Genomic DNA, 25387 nt, shown 5'->3' with positions numbered 1-25387 from the left:
CACGTCACGTGCTGCCGGACCCGACGAACCGGAGCGACGGCGTCGCACGCAGCCCCGAGCTCGTGGGGCGCTGCGCGCGGCCCAGGTCCTGCATCGCGAACCGCTTCCCGTAGACCCGGGTCACGGCCTCGACGGTGGTGTCGAGCCCGGTGGCGGCGCGCAGCGCGCCGAGCCCGGTGTTCAGCACGCGCACGGTGATCGTGTTCTCGCCCGGGCGCAGCGCGCCGGTGACGTCGACGCTGTACGGCGGCGCCCACACCCACCCGCGGTCGTCGCCGTTCACCAGCACCTGCGCGACGTCGCCGACCGGCGCGGTGACCTCGGCGCGGAACGACTTGCCGCGGATACCCGGCTCGTCCGCGGCGTCGAGGGCGGCCGCGCCGACCGGGCCGAGGTCGAGCAGGAGCGTGCCACCGAGCTGGTCGGCGGTCACGTCGACGGTGGTCCGGTAGGTGGCGCCGCCCGAGTAGTCGGCCCTCACCGGGTCGCCCTCCCACCGGTGGGGGAGCGCGACCTCGTGGCGGACCTCCGGGGCGTCCTCGTAGGCGAGCGTCCATCCCGTCGCGAGCTCGACCGTGTCGACCGGGCCGATCGCCGACGTGGCCGGCACGTCCGCGTCGGCCACGGGGAGCGCGACGAGGACGGCCGCCTCGTACGGCTGGAGTTCGAGCGGCACGCCACCGTCGTGCACCTCGGCCCGGCGGGCGGCCCCCGTGCGCGGGTCCCACCGCTCGACGACTCGCGCTTCGTCGCGCGGGCGCAGCGCGAACGCCCGCTCGTGCGGTCCGGTGTTCGCGACGAAGTAGACGTCCGCCTCGCCCACGCGCCGGTGCGCGACGCCGACGTCGGGAGCGGTCGGAGCGTCCGGTGGCACGAGCGCGGCGAGCGCGGGCAGCAGCGCGTCGACGTCGTCGACGACGGTCCAACCGTCCTGGTGGACCGTGCCGCCGACGGTGAGGACGGTGCCTTGCTTCTCGAGCAGGCGTGCCGTGGCCTCCGGCAGGTCGCGAACGAACGGCAGGACGACGACGCGGTACCGGCCGCAGTCGGCCTCCCGCAGGGCCGTGTCGTCGACGAGGTCGTAGTCGTACCCGGCCTCCCGCAGCGCGGCGGGCAGCGCCTCGCCGATGTGCGTGCGCGTGGCGTGCCAGAGGTCGAGGTAGCCGCGGGCGCCCGGGGTGAAGTGCTGGACGGCGTCGCGGCTCGGGGCGTAGAGGGCGACGTCGACGACCGGCTCGCCCTGCCGCAGCAGCCAGCACAGCCGGTGCAGGTAGCGGGTGAGCCCGGGCATCGCGGGCCACCACGGGTTCGCGTCGGTGAGCGCGCCCGACGCGTAGAAGAGCCGGCCGGGTGCCGGCGCGTCCGGCGGCGAGTAGGGCCAGCCGTGGCCGATGAGCTGGTTGACGCCGAGCAGCAGGTGCTCGTGCGCCTCGCCCGCGAGGTCGAGCGGGGTGGCGGCGAGCGACGGCGAGTGCACCCACGTCCACGTCTCGGACGAGACCACCGGCCGCTCGTACAGGTGCGCGGCCGACGTGGCCCACTTGGTCTGCGTGACCGACCGCCACCCCCAGCCCTCGCCCTCGGGCAGGTCGGCGTGCCGGTAGGCCGACAGCGGGCCGGGCGGCTGGCCGTAGCTCTGGATCCGGAACAGGACGCCGTGCCGCTGCGCCCACTCCCGCACGACGGCGACGAAGTTCTCCTCGTACAGCTCGCCGAGCGTCGCCGCGACGTCGGCCCGGACGCGCTCCGAGCCCTCGCCGCGCGTGTGCAGCAGCGGCAGCTCGGGCAGCAGGTCGTAGCCGCGGCGGGCGCGGAACTCCGCCGGCAGGTCCGGGGTCCAGTCGGCGGCGTACACCTCGAGGCTGTCGCAGAACACCGCGGTGACGAGCTCGCTCGGCACCGCCGCGAGGATGGGCTCGGCGACCGCCCGCAGGTGTGCCTCGGTGGCGGCGCGGCTGCAGTGGTCGAGCACCGGTCCCTCGGCACCGGCCGCGGCCCGTTTGACGTTCTGGCCGGTCGGGCTGGAGACGGCGAGCAGGACCGTTCGCGGGCCGGGGCCCGCCGGGACCTGGACGGCGCCGTCGCGGACCGGTAGCCGCTCGAAGCGGGTGGGCGGCTCCTGCTCGGACCCGTCGCCGATGTACGCGGCGACGAGCTCGTCACCGGGCCACGGCTGCGCGGCCGTGATCCGGAACGGGCCCATCGGCACCTCGCGCGCGTCCCACCGCAGCCGCCGCGCGGCGGTCCCGTCCGTGATGTGCGGGCCGCCGAACGACCAGCCGCTGCCGATGGTGACGTCGAAGCGCAGGCCGAGCCGGGCGGCCGTCTCGGCGGCGAACCGCAGCCGGGACAGGTGCCGCTCGGACAGGAAGCCGCCGGCTTCCCGGTCGGCCTCCGACGTGGACAGCGGGTACACCGAGGCGACCTCGACCCCGCCGATGCCGGCCGCCGCCATGGCCTCCAGCTCGCGGGCCAGCTCGGCCTCCTCGACGAAGGGGCCGAACCACCACCAGCGCATCATGATCCGGCCCTCCGGCGGGGGGTCGGCGAAGCCCGCTCGCAGCGCGCGCACGGCCTGACCTGCTGACGGCATCGTCTCGACTCCCTCGGGTCGCCGGATCGTTTGGAACGTATCAACAGCGAATCCGCAGGACAAGGCGGCGCAGGTGTAGGCGGCAGGTTGAAGCGATTCAGGCGAGCCGGAACACCGGCCCGTCACGGCAGACCAGTGGGGACTCGTCGGCGCCGGCGGGCCCACCCGTCGAGCACCCGTGGCAGTAGCCGAGGCCGCACGCCATGTGCGCCTCCAGGGAGACCTGCACCGACGCGCCCCACCGCGCACCCAGCTCGGCGCAGAGCCGGGCGAGCCGCTCCGACCCGCAGGTGAGGATCTGCTGCGGCGGGCGGCCGTCGAGCTCGCGGTGCAGCCGGGCGCGCAGCGCGGCCACGTCGCTGGTGCCCGCGGCGTCGTCCACCGCCCAGACCGCGGCGGCGCCGTGCTCGCGGAACAGGTCCGCGCCGATCACGGACCCCGGATCGCGGCCGCTCGTGACGGCGAAGAGCGCGACCGGCCCGTGGGCGAGGTCCTGGGCCACGCACGTGAGGGAGCAGGTCCCGATGCCCCGGCCGACGACGAGCACCCGGTCGGTGTCCGGGCGCACGGCGAAACCCCGGCCGAGCGGGCCGACCACGACCATGCGCTCACCCGGGGCGAACGTGGACAGCGCCCGCGTGCCCTGCCCGACGACGGCGTAGCGGATGTCGACGACCCCGCCGGCCGCGTCCCGGGTGTAGATGGCCATGGGGCGGGGGAGTACCGGGCCCGCCGACTCGTCCTTGGCGGCCGTCAGCATGACGAACTGGCCGGCCCGGGCCGACGCGGCGATGCCCGGGGCGGCGAGCCGGAGGTGGTGGTACCGGTCGGTGAGCGGGCGGTTGTCGATGACCTCGGCGTGGCACCAGGACGGGGCCGGCCGGTCGTCGTCCGTGCGCTCGAGTGGCTGCAGGGTCATCACGCTAGAGCTCGCCGTCGAGGCGCAGCAGGCTCGCGGTCAGCGCGGTGGTGCCGAGCGCGACGTCGTCGATGTCGGTGTCCTCGGCGGGGTCGTGGCTGATGCCGTCCCGGCTCGGGATGAAGATCATGCCGGTCGGGGTGACCTCGTTGATCTGCTGCGCGTCGTGGCTCGCCCCGCTGGGCAGGACGGTCGGTTCCGGCCCGAGGTCCGCGCACGCGGCCACGAGCGTGTCGCGCACGCCCGCCGGCAGCGGCACCGGCGGCGTCTCCGCGAGGGGGGTGGTCGTGCACCGCACGCCCCGCCGGGCGCAGGCGGCCGCGGCGCTCTCGACGATCTCGGTGGCGGCGCGGTGCTGCCGGTCGCGGTCCAGCCCGCGGACGTCCACCCACAGGCCGGCGCCGCCGGCGATCGTCGTCATCGACCCGGGCGTGACGTCGATCCGCCCGACGGTCGCGCGGGTCCCCCACGCGGCGGCCCGCAGCGCCACCGACTCGACGAGCAGCACGATCTCGGCGGCCGCCGCGGCGGCGTCGGCGCGCAGGTGCATGGGGGTGCCGCCGCTGTGCGACGCCCGCCCTTCGAGGTCGATCCGCAGCCGGGTGCTGCCCGAGATCGTGTCGACGACGCCGATCCGCCGTCCCGTGGACTCCAGCACGGCGCCCTGCTCGATGTGCAGCTCGACGAACGCCGCCCAGCCGGCCGGGTCCCAGCGGGCCTCGCCCACGCGGGCGGGGTCGAGGCCGACACCGGACATCGCGTCGGCGAGCGAGACGCCCTCGGCGTCCCGCTTCCCGGGCAGGTCGTCCGGCCCGGTCAGGCCCGCCGCGATCCGGCTGCCGGTGCAGGCCTGGCCGAAGCGGGCGCCCTCCTCGGCGGCGAACACGACGAACCGCAGCGGGTGCCGGTGCGCGATCCCGTGGGCGGTGACGAGCCGGGCGGTCTCCATCGCGGCGGCGACGCCCACGATGCCGTCGAACCGGCCGCCGTTCGGCACGCTGTCCAGGTGCGAGCCGGTGCCGACGGCGCCGGCTGCGGGGTCGGTTCCCGGCAGCTCGGCGAGCGTGTTGCCGGCCGCGTCGGTCCGCACCGCGGCGCCCAGCCCGGTCATGTGCGCGGCGAACACCCCGTGCGCCTCCCGCTCGAGGCGCGTGTAGGCGAGGCGGGTCACGCCCGGGCCCGAGTCCGGCTCGGAGAGTCCGGCGAACCGGTCGAGCAGCGCCCGGAGCCGGCCGGGGTCGGCCACGAGCGCGTCGTGGGCGGTCGCGGTCACGAAGGCACGCCCGGCACCTCGTCGGAGCCCGCCAGCGCGGCGGTGGGCACGTCCGTCACGGCGGTGAGCGCCGGGGAGGTGAGCGCGGCCGCCACCGCGACGGTCTGCCCGCCGCGGTTCGCGACGAGCTTGCGCAGGCTGGCCAGCCGCCGCTCGCCCCACTGCGTGGCGAGCAGGGCGACCGGGACCCCGGCCGCGATGTCCGGGCTGGCCCCGAGCAGCCCCTCGACCTCGTGCGCGCGCACCACACCGATGTCGAGGTACCGGGCGACGACGTGGGCGAGGACCGCGTCGTCGCTCGTGTCCCAGACGACCACGGCGGCCGGCGCGGCGACCGCGCGGATCTCCTCGGCCAGGCCCTTGCCGAGGACGTCGACGTCCCGCGGCGACTGCGCGGTGTTGAGCGTGGGGCCGTACGCGTCCGGCGCGACGCCGACCGCGCGCAGCGCGGCGATCACGGCGGAATGAGCGGTTGTTGCCATGGTGTCCTCCTCCGGCGCTCAGCGCGCGGTGGTGTCGAGCTCTTCGGCCGCCCGTTCCGGGATCAGGAACATGGCCGCCATGTCGACGATGTAGATCAGTGCGAGGAAGCTCAGCGCGGTGGCGAAGCCGGTCGAGGCGGCCAGCAGGGCGACGACGATCGGGGCGAACCCGCCCACGCCGCGGCCGATGCCGAACAGCACGTTCTGGGCCGTCGCGCGCGCCGCCGTCGGGTAGCTCTCGGCGATGATGGCCCCGTAGCCGCCCAGCATGCCGTTGGCGAAGATCCCCATCACGGCCCCGCCCGCGAGCACGGCCAGGGGTGCGGTGAGCTGGGCGTAGCCGAACAGGGCGAGGCAGGCGCCCGCCTGGAAGATCCAGAAGGCGCGCCGCCTGCCGATGCGGTCGGCGAGCTGCCCGAACAGCAGGATCCCGAAGATCATCCCGCCGATCGTCACCGCCGTCCACGTCGCGGACGCGGTGAGGCTCAGCCCGATCTGCTTCGACAGGTAGGTCGGCAGCCAGGTCATGATGCCGTAGTAGCCGAAGTTCTGGATCGAGCAGATGATCACGATGCCGAGGCTGGTCCGCGCGGTCCGGCGGTCGGCGACCAGCAGCCGGAACGGGTTCGGCTGCTTCGTCACGGCGGCCGCAGCCTTCTGCCTGACGAACGCCTCGGGCTCGTGCAGGCGCGACCGGAAGACGGCCGCGATGACGGCGGGGAAGATCCCGATGACGAACAGGCCGCGCCAACCCCAGAACGTGATCACCGGGGCCGAGATGATCGCCGCGAACAGCACGCCGAGCTGGAAGCCGACGCCCACCACGGACGTCGCCCTGGCCCGCTTGAGCGCGGGGAACGCCTCGGCGGCCAGCGCCATGCCGATGCCGAACTCACCGCCGATGCCGGTGCCCGCGATGAACCGGAAGATCGCCATCTCGACGAAGCCCTGCGACAGGGCGGTCAACGCCGTGAACACGGCGAACAGCACGATCGAGTAGGTGAGCATCTTGACGCGGCCGTACTTGTCGGCGAGCGTCCCGAAGACCATCGCACCGGCGACCGTGCCGATGAGCGTGATCGTCGCGAGCCAGCCGGCCTCGGTGGTGGAGAGCCCGAGGCTCAGGGTGATCGCGGGCAGCGCGAAGCCGAGGATCTGCAGGTCGAACCCGTCCATCGCGTAGCCGAGCGTGGCGGCGAAGACCGCCTTGCGGCCGTACGGCGTGACGCGCTCGGCGTCCACCCCGCTCGGGGCGGGCGCGGCTGGGTGGTCCGCGACGCGGTCCTCCGCGCGGTTCTCGGTGCGGTCGTCAAGGCCCATGAGGCGGTTCCTGTCGTCAGAAGGAGAGGGTTCCCACAAGGTCGGTGAGGCGCGTGACCCCGAGCTCGTCCGCCAGTACGGGGAGCTCGCGGACGATCTCGGTCATCACGAACGGCCGGGCGAAGTTCGCCGTCCCGATCTGGACGGCGCTCGCCCCCGCGACGAGGAACTCCGCCACGTCGCGCGCCGTGCCGATGCCGCCGCAGCCGACGACCGGGATGGTCACGGCCTGCGCGGCCTGCCAGACCAGCCGCAGTGCCAGCGGCTTGATGGCCGGGCCGGACAGGCCCCCGGTGCCGTTGCCGAGCGTGGCGCGCCGGGTCGGCGCGGCGACGGCGAGGCTGGGGAAGCTGTTGCACACGGTGACCGCGGTCGCGCCCGCGTCCTCGGCGGCCCGCGCGGCGGAGTCGATCGAGGCCAGGTCCGGGCTGAGCTTCACCAGCACCGGCACCCGGGTGCGGGCGACGACGCCGGCGACGACGCGCCGCACCGCGGAGACGTCGGATCCGAGGGTGCGTCCGCCGTGCTCCAGGTTGGGGCAGGAGACGTTCACCTCGACCGCCGCGTGCTCCGCACCGGAGAGCTCCTCGGCGACGTCGAAGTACTCGCCCTCCGACAGGCCACCGATGCTCACCACCACCGGCGCCCCGAGGCGCTGGTAGGCCGGCAGCCCGGACCGGGCGAACTCCCGCGCGCCCCGGCTGGGGATCCCCACGCTGTTGAGCATGCCGTGCGCGCTCTCGCCCAGCCGGTGGGCGCGGTTGCCCGGCCGCGCCTGCGCGAAGACCGTCTTCGTGACGACGGCGCCGAGCCGGTGCACCGGCACCAGGTCGGCCAGCTCCGGTCCGAAGCACCCGGAGGCCGGCATCACCGGGTTGGCGAGCACGAGGTCTCCCAGCCGCACGGACAGATCGACCGGCCGTGCGGGCGCGGTCACGCCCCCGACGGCTCCGTCGACGAGACCGGACATAGTGGAAACCTCTTTCCAGCATGGAAGTGGGAGAGCCTGCACCCTGCTCGGGGTGCTGTCAAGCTCCGCGGAGCGGCGCGAGGACCCGGGTCACGTCGGGCTCCCGGTCGAGCCCGAGGAGCCCGTCCCACAGCCGCGGCCCCGGCTCGCCGGCGAGGGCGAGGAACTTCGCGCGCAGCTCGTCGGCGGTCAGCGGGTCGTGGTGGTGGCCGCGCGGGTCGGCCACCGACGCCTCCAGGCGCTCCCCGGCGTGCACCACGACATGGGTGGGCGAGTGGTGCGGCCACTGCTGCTCGAGCCCGGGGTCCACCGTGACCCGGACCCGCCGGGCCAGCTCGGCGACGGGAGGCCGGTAGTCGAAGGTGCTCACCTGCGAGGCCCGCGTGAGCAGCGTCGCCGCCACGGCGTAGGGCAGCGAGAACCGGGAGGACAGGTCGTTCGGTGCGGCCTGCCGGTCCAGCTTCAGGTTGTTCGCCACCGTGCGCACCTCCACCGCGGAGATCTCGTCCACGGGCACGGGCGGCAGGGACAGCACGGCGTCGACCGCGCCGTGGGTGAGCGCGCAGGCGCTGTGCCGCTTGAAGTAGTTGCGCATGATGGCCGGACGGTCCGCGTCGAGCTCGGCGGTGAGCGCGTCCGCCGCCACGACCTGCCCGGCCACCTGCCCGAACAGGGCGCCGACGGACTCCGGCGAGCCGCGGAAGCCCGCCCGGTGCAGCCGGACGGCGCGCAGCGCGTTCTGCGCGGCGAGGCCCATCGCGGTGTTGCGCGCGGTGGCCCCCTCGTAGCAGGCGTTCCACACCGGGACGGTCGGCGTCGTCGCGGCGATCGCGGCGACGGCGTGCGGGTCCTCCTCGAGCAGCAGCGCCACCGCAACCGCGGCGCCCACCCCCGCGAGGTGACCGTGCGGGTGCGTCGGCGGCGTGAGCCGGAACGCGGTGAGCAGGCGCGCGGCGACCTCGTAGCCCGCGACGACCGCGGTGAGCAGCTCCGCGCCCGTGCGGTGCGCGACCTCGGCCGCCGCGAGGGCCGCCGGCACGATGTGCATGCCGGGGTGGCCGGTCGGGCGCATCCCCTCGTCGAGCTCGAGGAACGAGCCGGCGGTGGCGTTGAGGAAGGCCGCCTCCTCCGCGGTGGTGGGCGCGGCACCGGGCGCGAGCACCGTCGCGCCCGATGCCGTCGCGCCGGGGAGCTGGGTCTCGCGCAGGCGGGTCATCTCCGGGGTGCGCCCGCCGCCGAGGCTCACCCCGACCGTGTCCGCGACGACGTGGAGCGCGTGCCGGCGCACCGGCTCCCGGAGCGGGCCGGGGTGGAGGCGGACGGCCTCGGTGATCGCCGCGGTCAGGCCGTCCGCGAGCTCCCGGGCGTCGGTCACCCGTCGACCTCCGCTCCCGCGCTGCGGTCGGCGGCCACGAACCGGCCCTGCCGCGGTGCCACGATCTCGCGGTCGCGCACCACGACCTCGCCGCGCAGCACGGTGGCGACCGGAGCCCCGCGCAGCTCGAACCCGTTCCACGGGCTCACCGGCTGCTTGGCGATCAGCTCCTCGTTGCGCACCGTCCGCCGCGCCTCGGGGTCGACGACCACCAGGTCCGCGTCGCTGCCCGGACGGATGACGCCCTTGCGCGGGTAGAGGCCGTAGAGCTTGGCCGTCTCGGTGGCGGTGACCTCGGCGAACCGGGTCGCGGTGGTCTTGCCGCGCAGCAGTGCGTCGATCAGCACCGGGCCGAACGTCTCGCACCCGACCGCCCCGGCCGGCTGCGTCTCGAACCCGCGGCTCTTCTCCTCGACCGTGTGGGGCGCGTGGTCGGAGCCCAGCGAGACCAGCGTGCCCTCGTTCACCCCGGCCCAGAGGGCGTCCTGGTCGCGCTGCTCGCGCACCGGCGGGTACACCTTCATCACCGGGCCGACGCGGGGGTAGTCGGCGTCGGTCAGCGTGAGGTACTGCGGGCAGGTCTCCGCGGTGAGCCGCACGCCACGGGACTGCGCGGACCGCACCGCCTCCAGCCCCGCCTGCGAGGCCAGGTGCACGACGTGGAAGTGGCACCCGGTGGCCTTGGCGAACTCCGTGGCGATCGCGATCGTGGTGGCCTCGGCGGCCGCGGGCCGGGCGGCCAGCAGGTCCTCGTAGGTCTCGATCGGGTGCCCGAGCCGTTCCTGGCTGGTGGCGAGCACGTCCTTGTCCTCGCAGTGCGCCGCCAGCAGCCCGCCGTGCCGCGCCACCTCCTCGAACAGCTGCATGACCTGCCCGTTCGGCGGCGGCATCAGCAGGTTCTCCGGCGGCTCGTCGCCGAGGTTGTAGACCAGGGACCGGGTCTCGCGGTGCAGCGCGTATCCCCAGAAGAGCTTGACGGCCACCGCGCCCGCGGCGAACAGGGGGCCGATCTGGTCGAGGTTCGGCTCGCCGAGCGCGAGGCCCCACAGCCCGAAGTCGGTCCACGCCGACGCCTCGTGCTGGGCGCGCCGCTGCTCGAACACCTCGAGCGAGTCCACCGGCGGGATCGCGTTGGGCATCTCCAGCACGGTGGTCACGCCGCCGGTGAGCGCGCCGCGCGTGGAGTGGTCGAAGTCCTCCTTCTGCGTCAGGCCGGGATCGCGCGAGTGGACGTGCGGGTCGATGAAGCCGGGGAGGACGAGCTTGCCCGCGGCGTCGTACCGCTCGTCGGCCTCGACCCGGGCGCCGGTGTCGAGGATGCCGGCGATGACGCCGTTCTCGCACAGGAGGTCGGCGTGCAGCAGGCCGCTCGGGGTGACGAGCCGGCCGTTGGTCAGGTGCAGTCTCACTCGTTCGCTCCTCGAACGTCGGTGGGTAGGGGCGCCCAGCTCCCGGGGTGGAGGGCGGTGCCGAGGTGCGCGGCGGCCGCCGCGTCGATCACCCGCACGGCGCAGACCAGGTCCTGCAGGGCGAGGCCGTGCGACTCGAAGACGGTGATGTCGTCCGGGCCGCTGCGGCCCGGGACGTGGCCGGCGTGCACCGAGGCGAACGCGGTCGCGGCCGCCGGGTCGAGCCCGTTGGCCAGCAGGTCGCCGCACTCGTTGCGGGCGACCTCGACCGAGTCGACGACGACGTGCGCCGCCCGCCGGAACACCGTGGCGTCCAGCTCGCGGCGCCCGGCGGCGTTGCTGCCGACGGCGTTGACGTGGGTGCCCGGGCGCAGCAGGGCCCCGTCGAAGAGCGGCTCGCTCGCCCCGGTCGCCGTGACCACGACGTCGGCCCGCGGCACCGCCCGCTCGGGGCTCGTCCCGGCTTCCACCCGCAGCCGGGGATGTGCGTCGCGCAGGACCCGGGCGGTGGCCTCGGCCCGCTCGGCGGTCCGGCCGACGACCAGGACCGTGTCGAGCTTCGGCAGTACCTCGGCCAGCGCGGTGACCTGCGCCGGTGCCTGGTAGCCGGTGCCGAACAGGCAGACGGTGGAGCTCTCCGGGCGCGCCATCGCCCTGGTGGCCACGGCCGATGCCGCCGCCGTCCGGCGGCGGCCGAGCAGGTCGCCCTGCAGCAGCGCGCGCAGCTCACCGGTGCGGTGGCCGTAGACCAGGATCGTGATCACGCTCGCGCGGTTCGTGCCGGAGCGCGTCACCGGGTAGGACTTCACGACCACCGCGTCGAGGGTCGGCGCGATGGCGGACATCACGTTGAGCGTGACGCCGCCCGCCGAGCTGCGTTCGCGGGGCCGGTCGTGCGCCGTGCCGGTCGCGAGGAGGTCGAACGTCGTCTCCACCGCGGCGACCGCCACGACCGGGGGTAGCACCCTGTCGACGACGGTGTCGTCGATGATCCGCGGCACGTGCGCTCCCTCGCAAAAAGTGAAAACATCTTTCCAGTTTGCCGTAGAGGGTCGAGCATGGGAGCCGCGCACGCCGTTGTCAAGGAGTGCGCGGCGGGGCCCGGCCCGGGCGCCGGGCGTGTTTACAGTGGGCGGGTACGGACCGCCGCTGAAGGGGAGGAGCTGGTCGATGGGCGTGGCCAAGCCGGTAGAAGTGGTCGTCCGCGCCGTCGAAGTGCTGAACGCGGTCGCCTCGGCGCGCGGCGGCCGCACCCTGCAGGAGCTGCACGACGAGCTCGAGATCCCGCTCGGGAGCCTGCACCGGATCCTGACCACGCTCGGCCAGAGCGACTACCTGCGCCGGTCCCCGGTGACCAAGCGCTACTTCCTCGGAAGGGCGGCGCGTGCCCTCGGCGGCGGCACCGGCCCCCCGAGCGCCCGGCTCATCCAGCCCCCGCCGGCCCTGGTGGAGGCGGCCGCGGAGACGGGGGAGACCGCGTTCCTCACCGAGCTCGTCGGCGACGTCCCGGTGTGCGTGTCGATCGTCGAGGCCGAGCACGCGTTGCGGCTGTTCGTCCGCATCGGCCAGGAGATGCCGCTGCACGCCGCGGCGTCCAGCCGGGCGATCCTCGCCCACGTGGACGAGGAGGTCGCCCGGACCCTGCTGACCGGGTCCGCGCCGCTCACCGGCTACACCGAGGGCACGCCCCGCGACGTCGACGACGTGATGCAGGTGTTCCGGGAGGTCCGCGCGCAGGGCTACGCGGTGTGCGACAACGAGCTGGACCCGAACGCCTGGGCCGTGTCGGCGCCGATCCGCGACAGCGCGGACCGCGTGACCTCCAGCGTCACGATCACCGCTCCCGGACCGAGGGTCGCCGACCCCGCGGTGCGGGAACGGGCCACCCGGGCGGTGCTGCGCGCGGCGGAGGCCCTTTCCGCCGAGCTCGGCTCGGCGCGGCGCGAACTGTCCGAGAGCCCGGCCTGATGCCGCCCGTGCGGTCGGTGGGCCTGCTCGGCACCGGCGGCACGATCGCGGCGATCGCGTCCGAGTCCGGGGCCAGGACGCACCGCGGGGCGGACGACCTGGCGCCCACCGACGGTGCCGCGCCGGCCGGGGTCGAGGTCCACCCGAGGGACGTGCTGCGCCGCTCCTCGCGGGCGATGACGCTCGACGACCTCTGGACGCTCGCCGGCGCCGTCCGCGCCGAGATCGCGGCGGGCCGCGACGGGGTCGTCGTCACGCACGGCACCGACACCCTCGAGGAGACGGTCTACGCGCTGGGCCTGCTGGTCGAGACCACGGTGCCGGTGGTCGTCACCGGCGCGATGCGCGCGGCGCACCTCGCCGGCCCGGACGGCCCCGCGAACGTGCGGGCGGCCCTCGTCGCCGCGGCGGAGCCGGTGCTGGCCGGCTACGGCCCGGTCGTCGTGTTCTCCGACGAGGTCCACGTCGCCCGCCTGGTGACCAAGGTCCACGGCACCCGCATCGCCGCGTTCGCGTCCCCGGCGGCGGGACCGGTGGGGTCCGTAGTCGAGGACCGGCTCGAGCTCCTGCTCGGCCCGCCGCCCACGCCGGACCGCCTCCCGCGCACGGCCGCACCCGACCGTCGCGTCGCCATCGTGCCGACCGCCACCGAGGTCGACGGGTCCTGGGTCGAGGCCGCCGCGGCGGAGGCCGACGGCGTGGTCGTGGCCGCGCTCGGCGGCGGGCACGTCTCGCCCGCCCTCGGCGAGTCGCTGATCCGGGTCGCCGGGTCCGGCCGTCCCGTCGTCGTCACCAGCCGCTGCCCGGACGGCGCGCTGCTCGCGCGCACCTACGGCGGCGCCGGCTCGGAGATCGAGCTCCGGAAGGCGGGCCTGCTGTTCGCCGGGAGCCTGACGGCACCGAAGGCGAGGCTAAGACTGCTGTTCGGCCTGTCGGCCGGCATCCCGGCGGACGAGCTCTTCTAGCCGGCCGACTTCACACACCCACGATGGGCTTCACCAAGGCCGGACTTGTGTGGAGCCCAACCTTGGATGTGTGAAGTGCCCGCGGAGGCCCGCCGGTCGATCAGCCGTCGCGCCACAACGTCGCGTAGAACATGTCGCGGCCGGGGTAGCGGTCGACCCCCTTCACGTGGGTGCGCGTGACGGTGGCGAGGTACGCGCGGCTCAGCCAGCAGACCGCGAGATCCTGGTTCACGATCAGCTCGACCTGCTGGTAGGCGGCGGCGCGCCGGGCCTCGTCGGTGGTGCTCGCCGCCTCGGCGAGCAGCGAGTCGACCTGAGGGTTCGAGTACTTGCCGTAGCCCGCGCTCCCGCCCGTGCCGAGCAGCCGCTGGACCGGTGGGAAGGGGGTGTCGAACGAGCTGACCGTGGTGGTGAGGTCGAAGTCGCCGCTCTGCACGACCTCCGCGGAGTACTGCGCAAGGTCGAAGAGCTCCACGTCGACCGTGATCCCCACCGCGGCGAGCTGCGCCTGGACGAACTCGCCGAACTGCCCTCGCGCGGTGGTCGTCTTCAGCGAGATCGTGGTGCTGCCGCCTTCGGCGCGGTACTCGTCGACGAGCTGACGCGCCCTGTCCTGGTCGAACGCGGGCCACGCCTCCGTCGCCTGTTGCGAGTGGTAGGGGCTGCTCTCCCCGAACAGGCTCTGTGCCGTGACGAGCTGGTTGTTGTACAGGCTCGCGGACAGGGCCCGCATGTCGAGCGCGCGGACCACCGCCTCACGCATCCGGCGGTCGTCGAACGGTGCCCGGCTGAAGTTGAAGTACAGCAGCTCACCACTGTCGCCCGGCCCGTAGTACACCCGGAGGTTCGGGTCCTGCAGCGCCCGTACGAGCTCCTGGTTGTAGGCGGCGAGGATGACGTCGACGTCGCCGTTCTGGATCGACGCGTACCGGCTCTCGGTGTCCGAGAGCGGCCGGTACTCGAGCCCGTCCAGGTAGGGCTTGCCCTGCTGCCAGTAGGTCGGGTTGCGTTCCAGCACGATCCGCGAGTCCCGGATCCACTCGACGAACCTGAACGGGCCCGCCCCGACCGGATGCTCTCCGATCGTGTCCCCGTACTGCTGCAGCGCCGCCGGCGAGATGATCATGCCCAGGCTGCCGGCGAAGATCGGCTGCGCGAAGACGGCGGGGAACGCCCCCAGCGGGGACTTGAGCGCGAACTCGACGGTGAGCGGGTCCACGACCCGCATCGAGGCGATGCTCTGCGCCGCCGTGCGGGCCGGTGTGGACGGCGCGTCGATGTGGCGCTGGACGTTGACGACGACGGCCTCGGCGTCGAGGTCGGTGCCGTCGGAGAACGTCACCCCGGGCCGGAGCTTCATCCGCCAGGTGAGGCCGCCGTCCGCGGTGTCCATCGACTCCGCCAGGTAGGGCGCCGTCTTCCCCTCCGGCGTGAGCCGCATCAGCGTGTCGTAGACGGCGAAGGCGGCCGGGTTGGCGTTCTGGACCGTGGGGTCGAAGCTCGAGGGCTCGCGGTCCATCCCGATCGCCACGGTGCCGCCGGGCTTCGGAGTGCCCTCGGCCGCGAGATCCCCGCCGTACGCGTTGACGGCCTGGATCTGCACCCCGTCGGTTCGGACCTCCGCCGCCCCGCAGGCGGCGAGCGCGAGCAGGCCGATCGCCGCGACCAGGGCCGCCAGTGGTCGCCGCCGGAAGTATCGGTGCGTAGATCGGCGGATCCAGGTTTCCGCTGGGTGTGCCGGCGGGCCGGCCTCGTATTGGACATACTCGGCCGGTTCGCCGGTGCGGCCAGCGGGAAGCTGGGCCGTCGAGCTGCGTGCCGTACTTCCGGTGGGGGCCACTGGGACCCGGGCCGCCGCGGCGGGCGGGCGCACGGCCTACTCGCCCGCTGCCGGTTGCTTCGCCTGCTCCCCCCGCTGGAACGCCTCGGCCTCCTGGACGACCGGGTCGTCGTCGGTGCCCAGGTAGCGCCAGTCCTCACCGTCGGAGAGGATCTTGTCCGCCCCGCGCAACCTGGTGAAGTCGTGGTCCGGGCCGGCGAGCGCGGGCGGGACCGTGCCGTCGGCCGTGAGGCCCTTGGCCGCCCGGATGAGCAGCGACCGCATCTTGATGATCGCCTTGTCGATCGTGCCCAGCCGTTCCTGCGAGCGGTCGTAGATCGGGCCCATCGACTCGGTGACCATCAGGTCCTGGCTGACGAAGTCGCGGATCCCGCTGAACGTCTCGCTGCGCTGGACGTCGCGGTCGATCAGGTACGTGTTGTCCTCGACGTACTCGCGGGGCGTGATCCCGCCGACCTGCCGGGTGAACGGGGTCTCGAACGGGCTGAAGCTGTGCAGCGGCGCGCCACCGTAGCCCTGCGGGTTCGCGTCGGTGTGCACGTTGAACGTGTAGCGCCAGCAGTTGTGGTCGTCGGCGGGGACGACCATGAGGTGCCGGGTGTTGAACGGGACCGCGGCGATGATCGTGCTGTAGGGGAAGATGTACTCGGTGATCCGGACGTTCGTGTGCTCGTTCGGTGTGGTGCGCAGGCCCGCGTAGCGGAATCCGTACCAGGTGTCCTGCACTTCCAGCCGGGGCGCACGGTCGTGGATCCAGAACTTCCACGTCATCGCGTTGCTGGGATATCCGGGTTTGTCCGAGCCGTCGTCCGGAATCACGTCGGCGGCGTCGAACATGTGCAGCCACGAGATGTGGGCGGTGTCGACGTTGCCCTCCAGCGTCTGCACCCAGTTGCACGCCGACCCGAGCTTCGTGGCGAGCTGCCGTTCCGCGGGGAGGGTCTCGGTGCCGAAGTCGCGGAAGGGCGTCATGGTGTCGGCGGGGCCCATGTAGGTCCACACGATCCCGCCGGACTCGTGCACCGGGTAGGCCTTGGCGCGGACGCGGTCCTTGAAGGTGCTGTTGGGCGGCTCGCTCGGCATGTCGATGCACGCGCCGTCGGCGTCGAACTGCCAGCCGTGGTACGGGCAGCGCAGGCCGCAGATCCCGGGGCCGGGCGTGGCGGGCGCGGTGACGGCGCCCTCGTTGCGGCCGTAGAACAGGGACGCGCCGCGGTGCGGGCAGTTCTCCTGGATCAGCCCGAGGCGGCCGTTCAGGTCGCGAAAGGCCACGAGGTCCTCGCACAGCAGCCGCACCCGGACCGGGTCACCGCCGGGTTCCGGTATTTCGCTGGAGAGCAGGGCGGGTGTCCAGTAACGCCGGAGGAGTTCCCCCATCGGGGTGCCGGGACCGACTCGGGTGAGAATCTCGTTGTCCTGCTGGGACAGCATCGTCCGCCCTCCACACCCCGCGCCGGAGCTGCCGCCGTATGATGACGACCGCCGGCGCCGGATCGAATCGAGATGATCATTCCAGGCACCGCGCCGAAGTTCTGCGCAATTGTGCGGGCCGGCATCGACGTTATCGTCGACACCGGCCCTGGACGAAACTCCGATTGTTTCTACCGGGCCATCAGCACCGGTGATGGCCCGGTCAGCAGGCCACGAAGTGGTCGGTCCGGCCGCCGGCGGGGTCCCAGACGAGGCGGAACGTCGCCCGCCCCCCGCCGTCGTCCGCGGCCGGGAACTCGATCTCGTGGGAGCCGCCCTGGCGGAGGTCGTCGAGGACCGCCACCGGGGCGCCGCCCGGCCCGTGGGCGGTGACCCAGTCCCCGACGATCTGCCGGTAGAAGCCGGCCGCCTCCCGCCAGTCGGGGAACCGGTGTTCCTCGTCGATGCCGGTCACCAACCACATGTCTCCTCCATCGGCAGCGTTCAGGGCACGGGCGCGGCGGCGGTCGACACACCGATCCCGCCCCGCGTCGTCGGCCCGTACCGGGCCTTCTCCATCGTGATGTCCAGCGGCCGGCCGCGCTGCGTCCGCTGCTCGAACGCGGCGTCGTCCAGCAGGTCGGCGGGGACGAGCCAGGCGACCTCGAACTCCAGCCCGTCCGGGTCCTTCGCGTAGACGCTCTTGGAGGTGCCGTGGTCGGTGGCGCCGGCGTACGCGCCCGCGGCGGCGAGGGTGCCCGCGAGCTCCTCGAGCTCGGCGAGGGTGCCCACCTCCCAGCCGAGGTGGTACAGCCCGACCGCTCCGCGCCCCGCCGGGGAGTCGACCGCGTCGTCGCCGATGGCGAACAGGCCGATGTCGTGGTCGTTGGTGGAGTCGGGTGCCTGCAGGAAGGCGGCCCGTCCGGGCCGCTCCATCTGCACGGTGAATCCCAGCAGGTCGCGGTAGAACGCCACACTGCGGTCGACATCACGCACGTAGATCACGGCGTGGTTCAAGCGGTGGATCCCCATCCGCAGGGATGGTAAACGCCCTCGACGACCGCGGGAAACAACGATTGCTTCTGCCCCCGCATCGCGGTCGCTGATGATCACCAATCGGCCGGGTGGTGGGCGAAGGGGTGGCGGCCGCCCGGTCACTGCGTTTCCATGAGCGGGTGAAGTCCGCAACGTCGCGCCTCACGCGGCTCGATCTCAACCTGCTCGTCGTGCTGCGCGAGCTCCTCCGCGAACGCAACGTGACGCGTGCGGCGAAGCGGGTGGGCGTGTCCCAGCCCGCGGCGAGCGCCGCGCTCTCCCGCCTCCGCCGCTACTTCGACGACGACCTGCTCGTGCGCCGCGGCGGGAAGTACGAGCTGTCCGCGCTCGCCTTCCAGCTCGTCGACCAGGTCGAGGCGGTGTGCGAGGGCGTCGAGCGGCTCATCGCCACGGGCTCGGGGTTCGACCCGACGACGACGCGCCGCGAGTTCGAGATCGTCATGTCCGACTTCGCGATCACGGTGATGGGGGAGCGGCTCGCCGGGCTGATGAACGAGGAGGCGCCGGGCGCGCGCCTGAACGTCGTGCTCGTGCGGGAGGCACTCTCCGCGCACATCGGGCACACGATCCAGGTGGCCGACTGCGTCGTCTCCCATCCGACCAGCCGGTTCCTGATCCCCGAGATGTGCTCGAGCCCGCTCTTCGAGGACCGGTGGGTGTGCGTCGTCGCTGCGGGCAACACGCGGTTCGGCGGCGACGTCGCCGACATGGACGAGCTGGCGGACGCCACCTGGGTGGTGCCCTACCACGACGACGCGACGTTCCCCTCGATGGTGCCGGTGAGCAGGCAGTTCGCCCGGCTCGGCGTGCGGCCGCGGGTCGCGGTGCGCGTGGACAGCTTCCACGCGGTGCCCTACCTCGTGGCCTCGACCGACCGCGTGGCGCTCATGCAGGGGCGGCTCGCCGCGGCGTGCTCGCGCTTCCTGCCGCTGCGGATCGTGGACTGCCCCCGCCCCCTCGAACCGCTCGAGATCCGGCTCTGGTGGCACATCCGCCACGACACCGACCCCGGGCACCGCTGGTTCCGCGGGATCGTCGAGCGCGCGGCGCGGGACGAGCCCGGCGCGCCGGGCCGGCCGGAGGTGGACGCCCGACCACCGCGGATCCAGGGCTCCCTCGGGGGCGTCACAACGGTCAGCAACTGACCGGAACGCATGTCACGGTTCGGGTGTGGACAACGAGATCCTGCACCCCGCCGACTCCGTTCCCGGCGCCGGCGCCGTGCTCAACCCGTTCGTGATCGTCGACGACGCCGCCGGCCTGATCACCTTCGTGTCCGAGGTCTTCGGCGCCCCCGAGACGGTCGAGGCCAGGACCCCGATGCCGGACGGCAAGCTGATCCACTCCGAGCTCAGGCTGGGCACCGTCGATCTGATGGTGGCCGACCGGCTCGACGGCTGGCCGGCCCGCCCAGGGCTGCTGCAGGTGTGGGTCCGGGACGTGGCGACGGTGCTGGAACGGGCCACCGCCCGAGGCGCCACCACGGTCACGGAGGCGACCCCGTTCTACGGTGGGACGACGCTCGGCCGGACCCTAGATCCCTGGCAGAACATCTGGTGGCTGTGGGCACCCGCGCCCGGCCAGCCGGATCCGGCACCGCACTGGGAAGGCGGTTCGGACGTGATCTTCTCGACGCTGGACCAGGCGCTGCGCTCCTCGGCGACGCCGGGGTGACGTCCCCGATCGGGAGACCGCCGCGGCGCCGGTCACCAGCGGGTCTGGCTCGTGGCGAGCTCCCGCAGGGCGCCGACCACGCTGAGCAGGTGGGTGCGCATCGTCTGCTCGGCGACGTCCGGGTCCCCGGAGCAGACGGCCTCGATGACGCCGAGGTGCTCCTTGAGCCCGACGGAGGGGCGGCCGGGTAGCAGCGCCACCCGGAAGTGGTAGCGCACGCTCTGGGTGCGCAGGCGGTCGAGCATCAGGCCCGCGGTCTGGTGGGCGGAGATCTCCCGCACGGCCCGGTGGACGAGCTGGTTCGTCCGGCTGTAGGTCGGGATGTCGGCGCCCTCGACGGCGGTGCGCATCTGCTCGCCCAGCTGCCTCAGGCGCGCGCGGTCGCCCTCCGTGGCGCGCTCGGCGGCCTTGGCCGCGCAGAGCCCCTCGACGACCGCGCGGGTCTCGGTGATCTCCACGGCCTCCTCGAGCGAGATGGGGCGTACCCGTGCGCCGCGGTTGCGTTCGCGTTGCACGATGCCCTCGTTCTCCAGCTGCGCGAGGGCGGTGCGGACGGTGCCGCGCGAGGCCTGGTACAGCGAGACGAGGTCGGCCTCGGGCAGCCGCTGGCCCGGGGCGTACCTGCCCTGCATGATGCCGTCGCGCACGGCTGACACCACCTCGGCAACCGCCTCGCTGGGGGCCGTCTCCCCATCAGCCGCCATGGAGTTCCTCTCGCGCCGGTCGGGATCCCGGTAACCCTTACACGCACCGCACGTCGACCAGCGCGGGCCTGCGCTCGTCGCGGACCGTGCGCATGGCCTGCTCGAGGGCGGGTGCGAGCTGCGCGCGCTGCCCGACCCGCAGGCCGAGGCCGCCGGAGGCCTCGGCGTACGCGGCGAAGTCCGGCACCGGGCCGAGCTGGGCGAGGGGGGACAGCGAGGCTCCGGTGGCGGTGTGGCCGACGGGGTACATGCGCAGGGTGGAGCCCTGCACCGCGCCCCAGTGCGCGTTGGTGCACACGATGGTGAGGACGGGCAGCCCGTGCATCGCCATCGCGTGGTGGCAGGCGGCCGGGTTCGCGAACAGGTAGGCGCCGTCGCCGACGGCCGCGATCACCGTGGCGTCCGGCCGGGCCATCTGCACGCCGAGCGCGGCCGGTAGCCCCCAGCCGAGGCCGCCGGCGGGTGGGGTGCCGTACCAGGTGCCGGGCCGGGTGGACCCGACCAGCTCCGCCGACGCCCAGTACTCGTTGACGACGACGGCGTCGGGTGGCCGGACCCGGGCCAGGGCGGCGCACAGGGCCGTCTTCGTGATCGGGCCCTCGGCGTCCGCCTCGTCCTCGAGGACGCGTGCCCTGCGGGCACGCCAGCCGCTCACCCGTGCCGCCAGGCGGTCGGCCCGGCCGGGGTCGACGGCGCGCGCGTCGAGCGCGGAGGCGAGCGCGCCGAGGAGCGCCGAGGAGGTCGTGGTGATGGACAGGTCCGCATGGTGGGTGCGCATCGGGTAGCGGCTGAAGTGCGGGTCCGGCCCGCACTGGACGACCACGGCGTCGTCCCGCGGGGTCGTGTTGCCCGGGATCCACGGCACGTCCAGGTCGAGCACGCAGAGCACGTCGGCCTCGCCCAGCACGGCGTCGACGGAGTAGCCGGCGTGCAGCGGGTGGTCGGCCGGGAGGTTGACGTGGCGCGGCCCCTGCTCGACGACGGCGATGCCGAACCGCCGGGAGACCTCGTCGAGCAGCGCGACCGCGTCCTGGTCGGCGCCCGCGTCGGAGGTGACGATCACCGGGAACCGGGCGCCCGCGAGGAGGTCGGCCAGCCGCGCGACGGCGGTGGGGTCGGGGTGGGGCGGGGCCGGGCTTGCCGGCACGGGCCGCGCCTCGGCGCCCGGCACCGGTCCGGCGAGCACCTCGCGCGGCAGCGTGAGGTACACCGGGCCGCGCGGTTCGGTGCACGCCACGTCCAGCGCCCGGTCGACCACGTCGGTGACGTGCGCGCCGTCGCGCAGCTCGTAGTCCCACGCCACCATCTCGCGCAGCATGCCGGCCTGGTCGAACATCTCCTGGGCCCAGTGGATCGGGGCGTCGCGGGCGCCGAGCCGGGAGTGTTCGTACAGCGGGGTGCGGCCCGCCGTCAGCAGGATCGGCACCCGGCTGCGCGCGGCGTTGAAGATCGCGCAGACCGCGTTCGCGGTGCCGACGCTGGTGTGCAGCATGACCGCCTGCACCCGGCCGTCGCCGAGGTAGGACCCGTGCGCCATCGAGACGGCCACGTTCTCGTGGGCACACACCACGACGTCGGGCAGTTCCAGTTCGGACTCGTGGCGTCGGGCGTACGCCTCGACGAGCGGCGCGAAGTCCGTGCCGCTGTTCACGAACAGGCGGTCCACCCCGCGCTGTCTCAACCTTACGAGGAAGGCCTCCGCCACGGTCTCGGCGCGCTGGTCTCCAGGGTGGAGACGCGCTGTTGGTTCGGCTGCTTGCAGCTCCATGGTCACCTCCGCCATCAGCGCCGGTGAAGCCTACGCATAACCAAGATTGTTGACAATATGGTTGCCGGTTTTGGTTTTGCGGAGCTAAGGTTCCCTTCATCCCGCAGCCAGGGGGGTCAGTCAATGGGTTCAGCCAGCGCGCCCGTTCCCCTGCAGCGCAAGGAGACAGCCAAGAGCTGACTCCCGCATACCACCACACCCCGAGAGGTCGATGATGCTCTCCGCACAGGACAACGAGTTCCTGACCCGAGTGGGACCGGGCACGCCGATGGGCGAGCTGTTGCGCCGGTACTGGACTCCCGCGTTGCTCGTGAGCGAGCTGCCCACGCCGGCGGGCGACCCGGTGCGCGTTCGGTTGCTCGGTGAGGACCTCGTCGCCTTCCGGGACGTCAACGGCAAGGTCGGGCTGATCCAGGAGAACTGCCCGCACCGCGGGGCGTCGCTCTACTACGGCCGCAACGAGCTCGGCCCCGACGGCACCTGCGGCCTGCGCTGCCCGTACCACGGCTGGCAGTTCGACGCCGACGGCGCGTGCATCGACATGCCGAGCGAGCCGCCCAACAGCACCTTCAAGGACCGCGTCCGCGCCAAGGCCTACCCGGTGCACGAGTCCGGCGGGATCGTGTGGACCTACATGGGCCCCGCCGACAAGATGACGCCCTTCCGCGACTTCGGTACGGAGTCGCTCGAGCCCCACCAGGTCACGGCCACCAAGTTGCACACCAGCTGCAACTGGATGCAGGCCATGGAGGGCAACATGGACACCTCCCACATCTCGTGGCTGCACCAGTGGAACGGCGTCGACGACATCCCGGACGACGGCAGCGACAAGCCCGGCTACCCCACGAACGCGATGTCGTGGAAGTTCTGGAAGCACGACCGGGCGCCGCGCCTGGAGATCGAGGACACCTGGTACGGGTTCAAGTACGTCGGCATCCGCGACACCCCGGCCGGGCACACGCACGTGCGGATGAGCGCGTACTGCTTCCCGTACAACACGGTGATCGCGTCGGTGCCGTTCAGCACCGGGCACGGGCTGTTCGTGCCGGTCGACGACCACAACACGTACCGGTACAGCTTCGCCACGCGGGTGAACGAGGGCATCGCCGAGGTCGGGGGCAAGAACCTCTTCGCGCTGAGCCCGTTCGAGTTCGGCCCGGCCGAGGTGGGCCGCAACGGGATCATCCCGCGGCGCTACACCCTGGAGAACGACTACGGGATCGACCGCGACGCACAGCGCACCACCACCTACTCGGGCGTGCGCGAGTTCATCAGCCAGGACTTCATGGTCACCGAGACGATGGGCCCGATCTACGACCGCTCGCAGGAGCACCTCGGGACGTCCGACAAGGCGATCATCCGGATGCGCAGGCTGCTGATCGCCGCCGCGAAGAAGGTCGCCGAGGGCGGCGAGCCACCCGCGGTCGACGCCGACCTCGACTACCGCAGCATCCGCTCCGCGGAGAAGATCCTCGAGGCCGGCGAGGACTGGCGCGAGCTGGGCACCGACGCCGACCCGATGGTCCAGCGGTACGACCCCGGCAACACGCGCACCCCCATCGCCGGCGACTGACGCGCTCGCGGTGCGCTCCCGGCTCCCCCCGGGTGCGCACCGCTCCCACCACCACCCCTCTCTCCACACGCCGAGGTGTACCGGATGAGGCTGCGACCCCGCACGTCCCGCATCGTCGCGGGCGTGGCGCTGGTGTGCTGCGCCCTGCTCGTGGGGGCGTGCGGGGCCGCAGACCGTGCCGCCGTCGCCGAGGGCGCGCTGCAGGAGCGCGACCCCTACGGCGGTGACCCGGCCGCCGAGGGCACGCCGAAGCCGGGCGGCACGCTCCTGCTCGGCATGGACCGCGAGATCGTGAGCTTCGACCCCACGGTCCAGAACTCGAACATGGCGGCGCTGGCCGTCTACGACTCGCTGATGAAGCTCACCCCGGACGGCAAGGCCGAGCCCTACCTCGCGCAGTCCATGGAGACCACCGACGGCGGCACGACCTGGGTGCTGACGCTGCGGCCCGGCGTCACGTTCTCCGACGGCACCCCGCTCGACGCGAGCGCGGTGATCGTCAACACCCAGCGGCACATCGACACGGTGTCCTCACCCGCGCACCCGTTCGCGGAGCGGATCACGTCGATGCGCGCGGTCGACCCGCTGACGGTCGAGTTCGTGCTGGACGGGCCGTTCGGCGACTTCCCGGTCGTGTTCGGCCAGCCGATCACATACGGCAGCCTCGGCCTGATCGTCTCGCCCGCCGCGCTGCAGCAGTACGGCGACGACATCGGCCGCCACCCCGTCGGCGCGGGCCCCTTCACGTTCACCGAGTGGATCCCCGACTCCCGGACCGTGCTCACGAAGAACCCGTCGTACTGGCAGGAGGGCAAGCCGTACCTGGACGGGCTGGAGTTCCGGCCGCTGCCGGACACCGAGACGCGCTACGCCTCCATCGAGAACGGCGACGTCGACGTGGTGTTCGGTGGCTACAACCAGGAGCTCGTGCGGGCCAGCCAGAACCCGAACCTGCGCGTGTACTACGGACCGGGCAACGCGGGGGAGTACCTGTACTTCAACTTCAACAAGGCGCCGTTCGACGACCGCCGCATGCGGGAGGCGCTGATCTCCTCGCTCGACCTGAACGCGCTCGCGGCGAGCCAGTACAGCGGCCGGCTGGTGTCGGCCACCAGCCTGTTCACCGAGAGCAGCCCTTACCACACCGCGGCGGCGTCGGACGCGTGGCCGCGCTACGACCCGGAGCGGGCGAGAGGGCTCATCGAGGAGTACCGCGCGGGTGGCGGCAACCCCGACTTCACGTTCAAGACCACCCAGACCAGGGTGCCGTTCGGCGAGTTCCTGCAGGCGCAGATGGCCGCCGTCGGGATCGACGTGCAGCTGCAGTTCTACGACCTCGCGCAGTACTCCTCCTCGGTCGTGCAGAGCAACGACTTCCAGCTCACGACGTGGATCAGCGCCTTCGACACCCCGTTCCCCGGCGCGAGCAGGTTGCTGCACAGCGGCGGCAACACGAACTACGGGAAGTACTCCAACCCGCAGGTGGACGCCCTGCTCGACGAGGCCGCGACCACGTCGGACCCGGCTGTCCGCACCAACGCCTACCAGCAGGTGGAGGGGCTGGTGGGGCAGGACCTGGCGATGGCCTGGTTCAGCCGCAGCTACCTGTCGACGATCACGAAGCCCGAGGTGAAGGGCGTCGACCGGTACGTGTCCCGCGACATGTTCTACGCGACGACCTGGCTGGACCGCTGATGAGACCGACCACCCCCGCCCATCCCGGAAGGGCCCGAACCGCATGACCTATCTGATCGCAGAATCCTGCGTCGACCTCATGGACCGCAGCTGCGTCGACGTCTGCCCCGTCGACTGCATCTACGTGGGCGAGCGGAAGCTCTACATCAACCCCGCCGAGTGCATCGAGTGCGGGGCGTGCGAGCCGGAGTGCCCGGTCGACTCGATCGTGCTGGAGCAGCAGGCCTCCGAGGCCGAGGCCGTCCACCTCGCCGACAACGCGGCCTTCTTCTACGACCTGCTCCCCGGCCGGGACGCCCCGCTGGGAGACCCCGGCGGGGCGTCGCTCACCGGTCCGGTCGGCGCGGACACCCCGCTGGTCGCGGCGCTGCCGGCGAAGGACTGAGGCACGCG

The 25387-nt window shown here is 73.2% G+C and carries 22 protein-coding genes; 7 read left to right on the top strand and 15 right to left on the bottom strand.

Annotated features, from left to right (window positions below):
- Positions 1-4: 4 nt before the first annotated feature.
- The 9 genes from ACU436_RS02605 to ACU436_RS02565 form a co-directional block, all read right to left on the bottom strand.
- Positions 5-2593, bottom strand: coding sequence for a glycosyl hydrolase (locus ACU436_RS02605; protein ID WP_459021184.1), 2589 nt, complete (start codon positions 2591-2593; stop codon positions 5-7).
- Between the two features lie 97 nt (positions 2594-2690).
- Positions 2691-3512, bottom strand: a complete 822-nt coding sequence (locus ACU436_RS02600) for an iron-sulfur cluster-binding protein (RefSeq protein WP_459021182.1) — start codon at positions 3510-3512, stop codon at positions 2691-2693.
- Positions 3513-3516: 4 nt separating this feature from the next.
- Positions 3517-4785: a hydantoinase/carbamoylase family amidase gene (locus ACU436_RS02595; protein ID WP_459021180.1), complete on the bottom strand. Its 1269-nt coding sequence runs from the start codon at positions 4783-4785 to the stop codon at positions 3517-3519.
- Positions 4782-5267, bottom strand: a complete 486-nt coding sequence (locus ACU436_RS02590; protein WP_459021178.1) for a hypothetical protein — start codon at positions 5265-5267, stop codon at positions 4782-4784. The genes ACU436_RS02595 and ACU436_RS02590 overlap by 4 nt, the downstream gene beginning before the upstream one ends.
- 18 nt (positions 5268-5285) lie before the next feature.
- On the bottom strand, positions 5286-6587 hold the full coding sequence (locus ACU436_RS02585) for an MFS transporter (protein WP_459021176.1): 1302 nt from the start codon (positions 6585-6587) through the stop codon (positions 5286-5288).
- A gap of 16 nt (positions 6588-6603) precedes the next feature.
- Complete coding sequence (locus ACU436_RS02580) at positions 6604-7557, bottom strand: dihydroorotate dehydrogenase (RefSeq protein WP_459021174.1); 954 nt, start codon at positions 7555-7557, stop codon at positions 6604-6606.
- Positions 7558-7615: 58 nt separating this feature from the next.
- A complete protein-coding gene (locus tag ACU436_RS02575) occupies positions 7616-8932 on the bottom strand; it encodes an MmgE/PrpD family protein (protein WP_459021172.1) in 1317 nt (438 codons plus the stop codon).
- Complete coding sequence (locus tag ACU436_RS02570) at positions 8929-10341, bottom strand: dihydroorotase (RefSeq protein WP_459021170.1); 1413 nt, start codon at positions 10339-10341, stop codon at positions 8929-8931. Before ACU436_RS02570 ends, ACU436_RS02575 begins: the two co-directional genes overlap by 4 nt.
- Positions 10338-11342, bottom strand: a complete 1005-nt coding sequence (locus ACU436_RS02565) for an ornithine cyclodeaminase family protein (protein ID WP_459021169.1) — start codon at positions 11340-11342, stop codon at positions 10338-10340. Before ACU436_RS02565 ends, ACU436_RS02570 begins: the two co-directional genes overlap by 4 nt.
- A 169-nt stretch (positions 11343-11511) precedes the next feature.
- Between ACU436_RS02565 and ACU436_RS02560 the strand changes: the two genes are divergently transcribed.
- Positions 11512-12309 (top strand): IclR family transcriptional regulator, encoded by a 798-nt coding sequence (locus ACU436_RS02560; protein ID WP_459021167.1) that lies wholly within the window; start codon positions 11512-11514, stop codon positions 12307-12309.
- Positions 12309-13274, top strand: a complete 966-nt coding sequence (locus tag ACU436_RS02555; protein ID WP_459021165.1) for an asparaginase — start codon at positions 12309-12311, stop codon at positions 13272-13274. Before ACU436_RS02560 ends, ACU436_RS02555 begins: the two co-directional genes overlap by 1 nt.
- 100 nt (positions 13275-13374) lie before the next feature.
- On the opposite strand, the gene ACU436_RS02550 is transcribed toward ACU436_RS02555, so the two are convergent.
- From ACU436_RS02550 to ACU436_RS02535, 4 genes are all read right to left on the bottom strand, one after another.
- Entirely contained in the window at positions 13375-14877 is a 1503-nt protein-coding gene (locus tag ACU436_RS02550) for an ABC transporter substrate-binding protein (RefSeq protein ID WP_459021163.1), read from the bottom strand.
- 273 nt (positions 14878-15150) lie between these two features.
- Positions 15151-16545, bottom strand: a complete 1395-nt coding sequence (locus ACU436_RS02545; RefSeq protein WP_459021161.1) for a Rieske 2Fe-2S domain-containing protein — start codon at positions 16543-16545, stop codon at positions 15151-15153.
- Positions 16546-16747: 202 nt separating this feature from the next.
- Entirely contained in the window at positions 16748-17008 is a 261-nt protein-coding gene (locus ACU436_RS02540) for a hypothetical protein (RefSeq protein WP_459021159.1), read from the bottom strand.
- A 20-nt stretch (positions 17009-17028) separates the two neighbouring features.
- Positions 17029-17556 carry a VOC family protein gene (locus ACU436_RS02535; RefSeq protein ID WP_459021157.1) on the bottom strand — a complete coding sequence of 176 codons (528 nt, stop codon included), beginning with the start codon at positions 17554-17556 and terminating at the stop codon, positions 17029-17031.
- A 143-nt stretch (positions 17557-17699) separates the two neighbouring features.
- Between ACU436_RS02535 and ACU436_RS02530 the strand changes: the two genes are divergently transcribed.
- Both ACU436_RS02530 and ACU436_RS02525 read left to right on the top strand, forming a co-directional pair.
- Positions 17700-18725, top strand: a complete 1026-nt coding sequence (locus ACU436_RS02530; RefSeq protein WP_459021155.1) for a LysR family transcriptional regulator — start codon at positions 17700-17702, stop codon at positions 18723-18725.
- Positions 18726-18750: 25 nt separating this feature from the next.
- A complete protein-coding gene (locus ACU436_RS02525) occupies positions 18751-19254 on the top strand; it encodes a VOC family protein (RefSeq protein WP_459021153.1) in 504 nt (167 codons plus the stop codon).
- 32 nt (positions 19255-19286) lie between these two features.
- On the opposite strand, the gene ACU436_RS02520 is transcribed toward ACU436_RS02525, so the two are convergent.
- Positions 19287-19958: a GntR family transcriptional regulator gene (locus tag ACU436_RS02520; protein WP_459021151.1), complete on the bottom strand. Its 672-nt coding sequence runs from the start codon at positions 19956-19958 to the stop codon at positions 19287-19289.
- A 37-nt stretch (positions 19959-19995) separates the two neighbouring features.
- Positions 19996-21726: a thiamine pyrophosphate-requiring protein gene (locus ACU436_RS02515; RefSeq protein WP_459021150.1), complete on the bottom strand. Its 1731-nt coding sequence runs from the start codon at positions 21724-21726 to the stop codon at positions 19996-19998.
- A 211-nt stretch (positions 21727-21937) separates the two neighbouring features.
- Between ACU436_RS02515 and ACU436_RS02510 the strand changes: the two genes are divergently transcribed.
- The 3 genes from ACU436_RS02510 to fdxA all read left to right on the top strand — a co-directional run bounded on the left by ACU436_RS02510 (position 21938) and on the right by fdxA (position 25379).
- Positions 21938-23299, top strand: a complete 1362-nt coding sequence (locus ACU436_RS02510) for a Rieske 2Fe-2S domain-containing protein (protein ID WP_459021149.1) — start codon at positions 21938-21940, stop codon at positions 23297-23299.
- 84 nt (positions 23300-23383) lie between these two features.
- The gene (locus ACU436_RS02505) at positions 23384-24994 is read left to right on the top strand and encodes an ABC transporter substrate-binding protein (protein ID WP_459021147.1); all 1611 of its coding nucleotides are present in this window, start codon (positions 23384-23386) and stop codon (positions 24992-24994) included.
- Between the two features lie 43 nt (positions 24995-25037).
- The gene (gene fdxA / locus ACU436_RS02500) at positions 25038-25379 is read left to right on the top strand and encodes a ferredoxin (RefSeq protein ID WP_459021145.1); all 342 of its coding nucleotides are present in this window, start codon (positions 25038-25040) and stop codon (positions 25377-25379) included.
- The last annotated feature ends 8 nt before the right edge of the window (positions 25380-25387 follow it).

The organism is Pseudonocardia wallangbongensis (genome assembly GCF_054486945.1).
This window is presented reverse-complemented; position numbering and strand designations above follow the sequence as displayed.